9 protein-coding genes are annotated in these 8,878 nt (G+C 65.0%); 7 read left to right on the forward strand and 2 right to left on the reverse strand.

The features are described 5' to 3' along the window. Positions 1 to 155 precede the first annotated feature (155 nt). From RB623_RS30075 to RB623_RS30085, 3 genes are all read left to right on the forward strand, one after another. Positions 156 to 737, forward strand: a complete 582-nt coding sequence (locus RB623_RS30075; protein ID WP_308060936.1) for an NAD(P)H-dependent oxidoreductase — start codon at positions 156 to 158, stop codon at positions 735 to 737. Then, complete coding sequence (locus RB623_RS30080) at positions 738 to 1,322, forward strand: NAD(P)H-dependent oxidoreductase (protein WP_308060938.1); 585 nt, start codon at positions 738 to 740, stop codon at positions 1,320 to 1,322. 151 nt (positions 1,323 to 1,473) lie between these two features. Beyond that, positions 1,474 to 2,457 (forward strand): aldo/keto reductase, encoded by a 984-nt coding sequence (locus tag RB623_RS30085; RefSeq protein ID WP_308060940.1) that lies wholly within the window; start codon positions 1,474 to 1,476, stop codon positions 2,455 to 2,457. 135 nt (positions 2,458 to 2,592) lie between these two features. Here the strand turns inward: RB623_RS30085 and RB623_RS30090 are convergent, their stop codons facing one another. Together RB623_RS30090 and RB623_RS30095 are read right to left on the reverse strand one after the other, a co-directional pair. Beyond that, positions 2,593 to 2,976, reverse strand: a complete 384-nt coding sequence (locus RB623_RS30090; RefSeq protein ID WP_308060941.1) for a response regulator — start codon at positions 2,974 to 2,976, stop codon at positions 2,593 to 2,595. 86 nt (positions 2,977 to 3,062) lie between these two features. Next, positions 3,063 to 6,074 (reverse strand): PAS domain S-box protein, encoded by a 3,012-nt coding sequence (locus RB623_RS30095; protein ID WP_308060942.1) that lies wholly within the window; start codon positions 6,072 to 6,074, stop codon positions 3,063 to 3,065. Positions 6,075 to 6,295: 221 nt separating this feature from the next. Between RB623_RS30095 and RB623_RS30100 the strand changes: the two genes are divergently transcribed. From RB623_RS30100 to RB623_RS30115, 4 genes are all read left to right on the forward strand, one after another. Further along, positions 6,296 to 6,574 (forward strand): type II toxin-antitoxin system RelE/ParE family toxin, encoded by a 279-nt coding sequence (locus RB623_RS30100; protein WP_308060943.1) that lies wholly within the window; start codon positions 6,296 to 6,298, stop codon positions 6,572 to 6,574. 20 nt (positions 6,575 to 6,594) lie between these two features. Continuing rightward, a complete protein-coding gene (locus tag RB623_RS30105) occupies positions 6,595 to 6,903 on the forward strand; it encodes a HigA family addiction module antitoxin (RefSeq protein ID WP_308060944.1) in 309 nt (102 codons plus the stop codon). Between the two features lie 63 nt (positions 6,904 to 6,966). Next, positions 6,967 to 7,350, forward strand: coding sequence for a RidA family protein (locus RB623_RS30110; protein WP_308060946.1), 384 nt, complete (start codon positions 6,967 to 6,969; stop codon positions 7,348 to 7,350). A 502-nt stretch (positions 7,351 to 7,852) separates the two neighbouring features. Beyond that, complete coding sequence (locus tag RB623_RS30115) at positions 7,853 to 8,653, forward strand: creatininase family protein (RefSeq protein ID WP_308060948.1); 801 nt, start codon at positions 7,853 to 7,855, stop codon at positions 8,651 to 8,653. The last annotated feature ends 225 nt before the right edge of the window (positions 8,654 to 8,878 follow it).

The raw sequence follows: 8,878 nt of genomic DNA on the forward strand, positions 1-8,878 counted from the left end.
GTCCTGCCGGACATCTCCCCCACAAGGGGGGAGATCGGCTGTGGCGCCGAAGCTGCCAATCTCCCCCCTTGTGGGGGAGATGTCCGGCAGGACAGAGGGGGGCAACGTAGAGCGCGATTTCCGACGGTCAGTATCTTTTCTTGGACCGGCCGCGCATGAAAATCCTCGTGCTGCACGCCCATCCGGTCGAGACGAGCTTCAACGCCGCGCTGCACCGGCTGATCGTCGAACGGCTGGCGGCGCGTGGCCACGAGGTCGACGACTGCGACCTCTATGCCGAGAATTTCGAACCGCGGCTGAGTGCGGCCGAGCGGCTCGCCTATCACGACCCGCGAACGCACGACGAAACGGTCGCGCCGCATGTCGAACGGCTGAAGCGCGCCGAGGGGCTGGTGCTCTGCTATCCGGTCTGGAACTACGGCTACCCGGCGATCCTGAAGGGTTATTTCGACCGCGTGTTCCTGCCCGGCGTCTCCTTCGAGCTGGTCGGCGGCAAGGTGCGGCCGTCGCTGCACAACATCCGCAAGGTCGTCGCGGTGACCAGCTATGGGGGCAGTTGGTTCAGGGCCGCGCTGATGGGCAACCCGCCGCGCAAGCTCATCCACCGTGTGCTGCGTGCGACGGTGAAACCCGGCGCTCCGGTCAGTTTTTTGGCGCACTACTCCATGAACCTCTCCACCGAGGGGTCGCGAAAAGCCTTCATGAAGAAGGTGGCGGCGAAGCTGGATTCATTCTGAATGCGCGTGCTGGTCATCTACTGCCACCCCGTGCCCGAAGGTTTTTGCGCGGCGCTGCGCGACACGGCGGTGGCGACGCTGACGGCGCGCGGCGACGAGGTGCGCCTCGTCGACCTCTATGCGGAAGAGTTCGACCCGGTCATGCGGCCCGACGAAAGGCGGCGCTACAATGACGGACCGCCCGCCGACCCGTCGCTACGACCCTATGTCGAGCATCTGAAATGGGCGGAAGCCGTGCTGTTCGTCTATCCGACCTGGTGGTACGGCCTGCCGGCGGTGCTGAAAGGCTGGTTCGACCGCGTCTGGGCGACGGGCGTGGTGTTCGATCTTGCGCCGCAAGGCGGCATCGTCTCGCGCATTTCCCACATCCGCCGCATCGGCATCGTCACCACCTGCGGCGCGACGCGCTTCCTGTCTCTGCTGATCGGCCAGCCCGGCCGCAAGACGATCCTGCGCGGCATCCGCGCGCTGTGCGCGCCGCGCACCCGCACGCTCTATCTCGCGCATTACGACATGGACCGCTCGACGCCGGCCAGCCGCACGGCCTATCTGGAGCGGGTGAAGCGGAAACTGGCGCGGTTCTGACCGGCCCCGGCCGCGCCAGGACGGCTGAGGTTTCGCCGCTCCTCGCAGAAGCCTCGGCCCGGCGGGCGGATAATGTCCCGCATGGCTGGAACATGACGGCGGCGGGCCCTACCTTGCTCGGCGCGAACCTCCACACAAGACGGATATTGCCATGCAGAAGCGCAAACTCGGAAACAGCGGCCTCGAAGTCTCCGCCCTCGGCCTGGGCTGCATGGGCATGAGTTCGTCCTACGGCCCGCCCAAGGACGTCGGCGAGATGACCGCGCTGCTGCGCAAGGCGGTCGACCTCGGCGTCACCTTCTTCGACACCGCCGAGATCTACGGCCCCTTCATCAACGAGGAACTGGTCGGGCCGGCGCTTGCCCCTGTTCGTGACAAGGTCACCATCGCCACCAAGTTCGGCTTCCGCATCGTCGGCGACGACCGGCATTCGGGCGTCGACAGCCGCCCCGAGCATATCCGCGAGGTCGTCGACGCCTCGCTGAAGCGGCTGAAGACCGGCGTCATCGACCTGCTCTACCAGCACCGTGTCGATCCCGCCGTGCCGATCGAGGACGTCGCCGGCACGGTGAAGGAGCTGATCGCCCAGGGCAAGGTGCGCTATTTCGGCCTGTCGGAAGCCGGGCTGGACACCATCCGTCGCGCCCACGCGGTGCAGCCGGTAACGGCGCTGCAGAACGAATATTCGCTGTGGACCCGCCGCCCCGAAATTCTGGAGGCACTGGAAGGGCTTGGCATCGGGCTGGTCGCCTTCAGCCCGCTCGGCCGCGGTTTCTTGACCGGCAAGATCGACGAGACCACCACCTTCGACGCCAGCGATTTCCGCCAGAACCTGCCGCGCTTCGCGCCGGCGGCGCGCAAGGCCAACCAGGCGCTGGTCGACCTGCTGGCCTCCGTCGCCGCCCGCCAAGATGCCACGCCGGCGCAGGTGGCGCTGGCCTGGCTGCTGGCGCAAAAGCCGTGGATCGTGCCCATTCCCGGCACGACGAAACTCTCCCGCCTTCAGGAAAACCTCGGCGCGCTCGATCTCGCGCTGTCGCCGGACGATCTGCGCGACATCGACACAGCCGCCGAAGCGATCCCCATCGAGGGAACCCGCTATACCGAGCAGATGGAGAAGGCGACGGGACTCTAGGGGTGTGTTGAGATTCAGGTCAGGCCGAGCCGAAAATGGTGGATCTCGAGAACCGGAACGCAGCGTACGTTCCTGGTACGTGAGTACCGGAAGCGCAGAAAGCCACCATTTGCAGGCCGGCATCACCGGCCGCCCTCACCCGCCGATCTCGTCCATGGCCTTGCGCACCGCGTCGACCAGCGACGTCATGGTATAGGGCTTTTGCAGCCAGCCGAGCGGTCGGGCAGGCATGGCTCGCTGGCTCACCTCCTGGTCCTTGTGGGCCGTCGCGAAGATGCAGCGTATGCCGTGGTCGCGGTAAAGTTCCAGCGCTGCGTCGACGCCGTCGCGCTGGCCCGCCAGCCTGATGTCCATGACGGCGAGCGCCGGTCGCCGGGCGATGGCGATCTCGATGCCCTCTTCCGCCGAAATCGCGATCCCGGCCAGCAGGAACCCGGCTTCGAGCAGCGCGGTCTCCACATCCATCGCGATGAAGTAGTCGTCCTCGACGATCAGGATTCGCGAGGTTTCCGGCGCCACGGCGCCGCGATCCGGTGAATCGGCCCGCAATCCGAAAGGCCGCGCGGGAACCGGCGGCTTGCCCGCGGTTTCCCGATCCGCCGGTGTCAAGAGAACGTCAGGCTGCAGCGCGTCGCGGCCCCCCTGCTCACCGTAAATCTGCCGCGCAATTGCCGCGCAAGCCCTTCGACCAGCCTCAGGCCCGACGATCTTTGCCGCACCGCATCGAGATCGAAGCCCGGCCCTTCGTCCTCGACGAACAGCACATTGGCCTCGCCGTCGCGGCTGAAGCCGACACGAACGGTGGATTGGGCATGGCCGTTCAAGCCGTGCTTGACGGCGTTGGTCAGCAGTTCGTTGACGATAAGCGCCAGCGGCATGGCGAAGTCGTTCGGCAGGTCGGCGGCGGCGGCATCGCAGACGATCCTGACATGCGGCGGAAAGGTCTGCTGGGCGGTCTCGCAGACGGCGCTGAGGAACTGCGGCGCGCTGAACTGGATGGCGTTGGGTGTATCGTAGAGCACGCGCTGCGCCGCGGCCATGGCAGTGATGCGGCTGCTCGCCTCCTTGAGGATCTCCTGCGCCTCCGCGTTGGGGCTCCGCCGCCCCGCGGCCGAGAGCATGGATTGCAGCATCTGCATGTTGTTCTTGACGCGATGGTTGAGCTCGTTGAGCAGGATACGCTGCTGCGTCTCCGCCTGCTTACGCTCGCTGACGTCGACCAGCATGTTGATGCCGCCGACGAGCTTGCCGTTGGCGTCGTACATCGGCGTCGGATAGGCAATGAAGGGCACGCGCGAGCCGTCGGGCCGCTCGGCGACGGCTTCGGCGCCGCGCACCGGACGCCCTTCCCGCAGCGACACGGCCATCGGGCATTGGTCGTGCGGCAAGGGCGTTCCGTCGGGATTGTAGAGCTTCCAGGTCACGCACCATTCGTCGCTTCCGATCGTCGGCGTGCGGCCGGCGAGATCGACGGCCGCCTGGTTGAAATAGGCGATCCTGCCCTCCGCGTCGGTCGTGTAGATCGCCGCGGGTATGGCAGTCAGCAGATCTTGCAGCCGCCGCTCGCTGTCGCGGATCTTCGCCTCCGCCTCCTTGCGCTCGGTGATGTCGCGGGCGATCTTGGAGGCGCCGACGATCCGCCCCTTGGCGTCGCGCACAGGCGAGATGGTCAGCGAGATGTCGACCAGGCTGCCGTCCTTGCGCCGCCGCACGGTTTCGAAATGATCGACCACTTCGCCATTGCGGATGCGCGCCAGGATGCCCGGCTCCTCGTCGCGGCGATCGGGTGGAATGAGGATGAGGATCGACTTGCCGATCGCCTCGTCGGCCGTATAGCCGAACACGCGCTCGGCGCCCCGGTTCCAGGTCATGATCACCCCATCCAGATCCTTGCTGACGATCGCGTCGTGCGAGGATTCGACGATGGATACGAGTTGCTGCGTCGCCTTCTGGGCGCGAATCCGCTCGATGCCCAGGCCGAGCTGGCGCGCCAGCGTCCGCGCCACGTCGACCTCCGCACCGGAAAAATCGTGCGGCTCGTCGTAGTAGGCCATGAACTTGCCGAGCAGCCGCTCGTCCTCGACAATTGGAATAAAGGCAATGGCGGCTATCCCTTCCCTGCTTATGGTCTGCGCCAGCGAAGCAGGAAGATCGGCCTGACCGATATCGGCGAGGCAGATCGGCTGCGGGTCCTCCGCGTCTGGCGACCACGGCGAATGGCCCTCCACGGCCGAGCGGTAGCCATCCGACAGCCCCCGCCAGGCGACGAACTTCATGCTGCCGGTCTGGTCGAACAAGAGGATCGAGGCGCGCTGGCAACGCAGGGCGCGCACGATGGCGTCGAGCGCCGGCACGTAGATATCGCCGAGCGAGCGGGCGGGCTGCAGCCGCTCCGTGAATTCGTGAAGCGCCGCTTGTTCCTCCGCCTTGCGGACCAGCGCGTGCTGCACCTGCTTGCGCTCGCTGATGTCATGCTGGACACGCACGGCATAGAGGAAGCCGCCGTTGCCGTCGCGAACGCTGGAGGACGTGACGGAAGCCCAGAACAGGCCTCCGTCCTTGCGGGGAATACGTTTTTCGATGGTGTAGCGGTCGATCTCGCCGGCCACCTGGCGGCGGAATTGCTCGCGGTCCGCCGCGATGTCCTCCGAGAAGGTTTCCTCGAAGATGGAGCGGCCGAGCAATTCGTCGGCGGATCGGCCCATCAACCCGCAGAGCCGCGCATTGACGCGCAGCATCTTCCCGTCGGCATCGACTTCCGAGATGCCGCTTCCAGCATGCTCATAGGTGACGGCGAGGCGCCGGTCCTGCTCCCGCAGCAACTCGCCGGAGCGTACGCGCTCGGTTACGTCGACGGTAAGGCATAGCGTGTTGGCCGCTTCCCTGTCGCCGGCGCGGGTGTTGGCCGTGATCAGCACATGCATGACCGACCCGTCTCCCGCGCGCAGCCGGGCCGGAAACTGGTCGATCCGCTCCCGGTTGGCAAGGCGTCCGAGAAAATCGTCGGCCACCGCCTGGTCGAGATGGAAATCCCTTATGTTGCGGCCGACATAGTCCTCTGCCGCGTAGCCGAGCATGGCGAGTTCAGCCTGGTTGGCGCGCAGGATCGTGCCGTTGCCGGAGACTAGGCGCAGGCCGATAGCCGAACTCTCGAGAAAATCCTCGAGGTCGCTGGTTTCGGGATGCAGCGCCGTCGTTTCATGGAAGCAGTTGATGGCGCCGATCAGTCGGCCGTCACCGTCGCGCACCGGCTCGATATGCACCATCGCCCATATCGAGGTACCGTCGGGGCGTTCGACCCTGCCCTCGGCGCCGCTCACCGGAATGCCGGTGCGCAGGACCGAAGCCATCGGCGTCTCCTCGCGGGCGATCGGTTGTCCGCCGAAATACAGCCTGTAGGAACCGCAATATTTTTCGCTGTCATCGTGCAGCAGCGGTGTGCGCCCCCACAGTTTCGCCGCCAGCGAATTGAACCACAGAAGCCGGCCTTCGGCATCGCAGGCATAGATGGCAAGCGGCAGCTTTTCGATCAGGGCGGGAGGAGTGCTCAGGTTTGCGCCATCCGCCCAGTCGGCAACGAAGACTGGCAGGGATGCCAAACCCGGGCCGATTTCCATCAATGATTCCCCCAAACCGGTTCGACTTCGGGCCGGCCGCGAGGTGCAACTACCCGCCCTGCAACGCCGCCGCCGGCAAAAGGTTCCGTCGATCGCGCTGCCGACATCCGCCAGGCAGCGTTGGCTTGGATCGAATCGTCAGGCGGGCCGTCGGGTTTGACATGTGCGCTGCTTGCACACATCATATTGACGGATTGTGAGCCATTAGCTTACATATCGCCGTGATCAGGTCGTTCAGGAACAAGGCGCTGGCGGAGTTCTTCCACTCCGGAAGGACTGCGAAGATTGACGCCCGCATGCATAAGAGGGTTGCGGTTCGGCTGGACCGCCTTGATGCTGCGGAGCGGCCGGAGGACATGAACATTCCCGGATTCGACTTCCACGCGCTTCGAGGCTTTGAACCAACCCGCTATACCGTTCATGTGAACGGGCCGTGGTGTATCACATTCGAGTTCGACGGAAGGGATGCCGTTCGTGTTGATTTCGAGCAGTATCATTGATCCGTTGCAGGGAGTTCGAGATGACGCTTTACGAAGTCCGCAGGCCGCTTGAGCGGTGCCCTTCCCATCCGGGCGCGCTCCTTGCCGACATCATACCCGCGACCGGCAAGCCGAAAGCCGAGATCGCTCGGCTGCTGGGCATTTCCCGCCGGCAGCTTTACGACATTCTTGGTGAGCGGAAGCCTGTCTCTCCTGCCACGGCGGCGCGGCTTGGAAAGATGTTCGGCGACGGCGCGGCGATCTGGTTGCGCATGCAGGCCGCCTATGATGCGTGGCATGCCGAACGCGAGGTCGACGTGAGCAACGTACCCACACTGCACGCGGCATGAGCTCGTCGCGGAGTCCGGCTTGACATCCGGCCCGCTGTTGTCGGTCGAACCGGAGAACACTTTTTGGTCAAGCATCTCACCCCAAAATCCATCCGGCCGCCCTTCGCCCGCTATAGCCACGGCATCGAGGTGCCGCCGGGAAAACGGCTGGTGCTGTGTTCGGGCCAGCTCGGCATTGGGCCGGACGAATCGATTCCCGAGGACGCCGGCGCGCAGACGGAACTCTGCTTCGCCAACGTCGCCGCGATCCTCGCCGAAGCCGGCATGGGGCTGCAAAATATCGTTCGAATCAATGCCTTCGTCACCGACCGCACCTGGCTGCGCACCTATATGGACGTGCGCGACCGGTTGTTTTCCGATCCCGCACCCGCCTCGACGCTGATGATCGTTTCCGGCTTCGCCCGTCCGGAATTCAAGGTCGAGGTGGAGGTGATCGCGGCGGGGTGAGTGGCCGGCTCGCATGGCGAATTCATCGGCCGGCGGCACGATGAAAGGCCGCGAACGCCGTGGCGGCTGCCGGGCAGCAGGCCACTCGCCGAGTGGCCCTCAAGGCGTGAATACCGAGAGACCCTAGAAGAACATCCCCCCGAGCAGCAGAATGATGCCGGCCGCCATCATGACAATGCCCGGCCAGTTCGGGCCGAGGCCAAGGAACCGCAGGCCCCCGGTGGGCGGGTTCAAGGGTAACGCCTGCGCCGTCCAGACGGGTCGGCATCGGATCGCTCATGCGCCCGTGCCAGATGGCGGCGCCCGCCACATAGACGACACCCGCCAATACCAGCAGGGCGCCCAGCCAGATGACTGTCATCTTCGCCTCCGATCTGCTCGGATCCAATCGGCCGTATGCGCAATTGGCCCTTGGCTTTCGTCGGGAACTCGCAAGTCTTACAAAGGTTGCCGGCTTCGCCTATGAGGGTGCGGAGCAAGGACGACTCTCGGAGCTGGCAAAGTGAGCCAAACGAAACGCCGGTGGTGGGGAGATTATCGCACCACCGAATACGCCTCGATCGATCCGGAAACGACGATCGCCGTGCTGCCGATCGCCGCGATCGAGCAGCACGGTCCGCATCTGCCGGTCTCCACCGACACGACCATCATGCAAGGCATGCTGGAGACGGTGATTTCTCGCCTGCCCGGCGATCTCGACATCCGCATCCTGCCGGTGCAATCGGTCGGCAAGTCGAACGAGCATCTTTACGCGCCGGGCACGCTTACCCTGCCCGCCCCCGTCCTGATCGAGGCCTGGACCGAACTGGGTGCATCGGTGGCGCGGGCCGGCGTGAAAAAGATCGTCTTCATCAATTCGCATGGCGGCAACGAGGAGATCATGGGCATCGTCACCCGCGAGCTGCGCGTCCGCTTCTCGATGCTGGCGGTCAAGACAAGCTGGCAGCGTTTCGGCCGGCCGGCCGGCATGTATACCGAGCTGGAGGACCGCCACGGCATCCATGGCGGCGACGTCGAAACCTCGCTGATGCTGCATTTCCGGCCCGACCTGGTCGACATGGCCAAGGCGCAAAATTTCGTCTCCAGCGTCGCCCGCGCCGAAAACGAGTTCGGCCTGCTGCGCCACACCGGCACCCATGCCTTCGCCTGGATCGCCACCGACCTCAATCCCAATGGCGTGGTCGGCGATGCCTCCATCGCCACCGCCGAAAAAGGACGCCTCACCGCCGAGCACCAGACCGACGGATTTGTCCGGCTGCTCCAGGATGTCCGGGCGGCGTCTTTGACCGGCTATCTGTCGTGAAGCGGCGAATCAAAAAAATGACCCCACCTGCGAAGCTTGCGGGGCGAAAAACAACGTCCGGGCCGCATAAAACGGGAGCATTTTGAAGCCCGTGGCGCGCAAAATTGCACACTACACGACAGTGATTAGGCGAGAGGCCGAGAATCAGTTGGAATGAAGGATTCGTCTCGCCAAAGAAGGATCCTTCGATGTCGCTGTCTCCCGACGCTCTCGCCTTGACGTTAT

Origin of the sequence: Mesorhizobium sp. LHD-90, from assembly GCF_030929505.1 — a bacterium.
Taxonomy (GTDB): Bacteria; Pseudomonadota; Alphaproteobacteria; order Rhizobiales; family Rhizobiaceae; genus Kumtagia.

Bases quoted from the DNA above. Each gene is read 5' to 3' on its own strand.
- RB623_RS30080 (WP_308060938.1), top strand. From the start codon at position 738: ATGCGCGTGCTGGTCATCTACTGCCACCCCGTGCCCGAAGGTTTTTGC.
- RB623_RS30075 (WP_308060936.1), top strand. From the start codon at position 156: ATGAAAATCCTCGTGCTGCACGCCCATCCGGTCGAGACGAGCTTCAAC.
- RB623_RS30105 (WP_308060944.1), top strand. From the start codon at position 6,595: ATGACGCTTTACGAAGTCCGCAGGCCGCTTGAGCGGTGCCCTTCCCAT.
- RB623_RS30085 (WP_308060940.1), top strand. From the start codon at position 1,474: ATGCAGAAGCGCAAACTCGGAAACAGCGGCCTCGAAGTCTCCGCCCTC.
- RB623_RS30095 (WP_308060942.1), bottom strand. From the start codon at position 6,074: ATGGAAATCGGCCCGGGTTTGGCATCCCTGCCAGTCTTCGTTGCCGAC.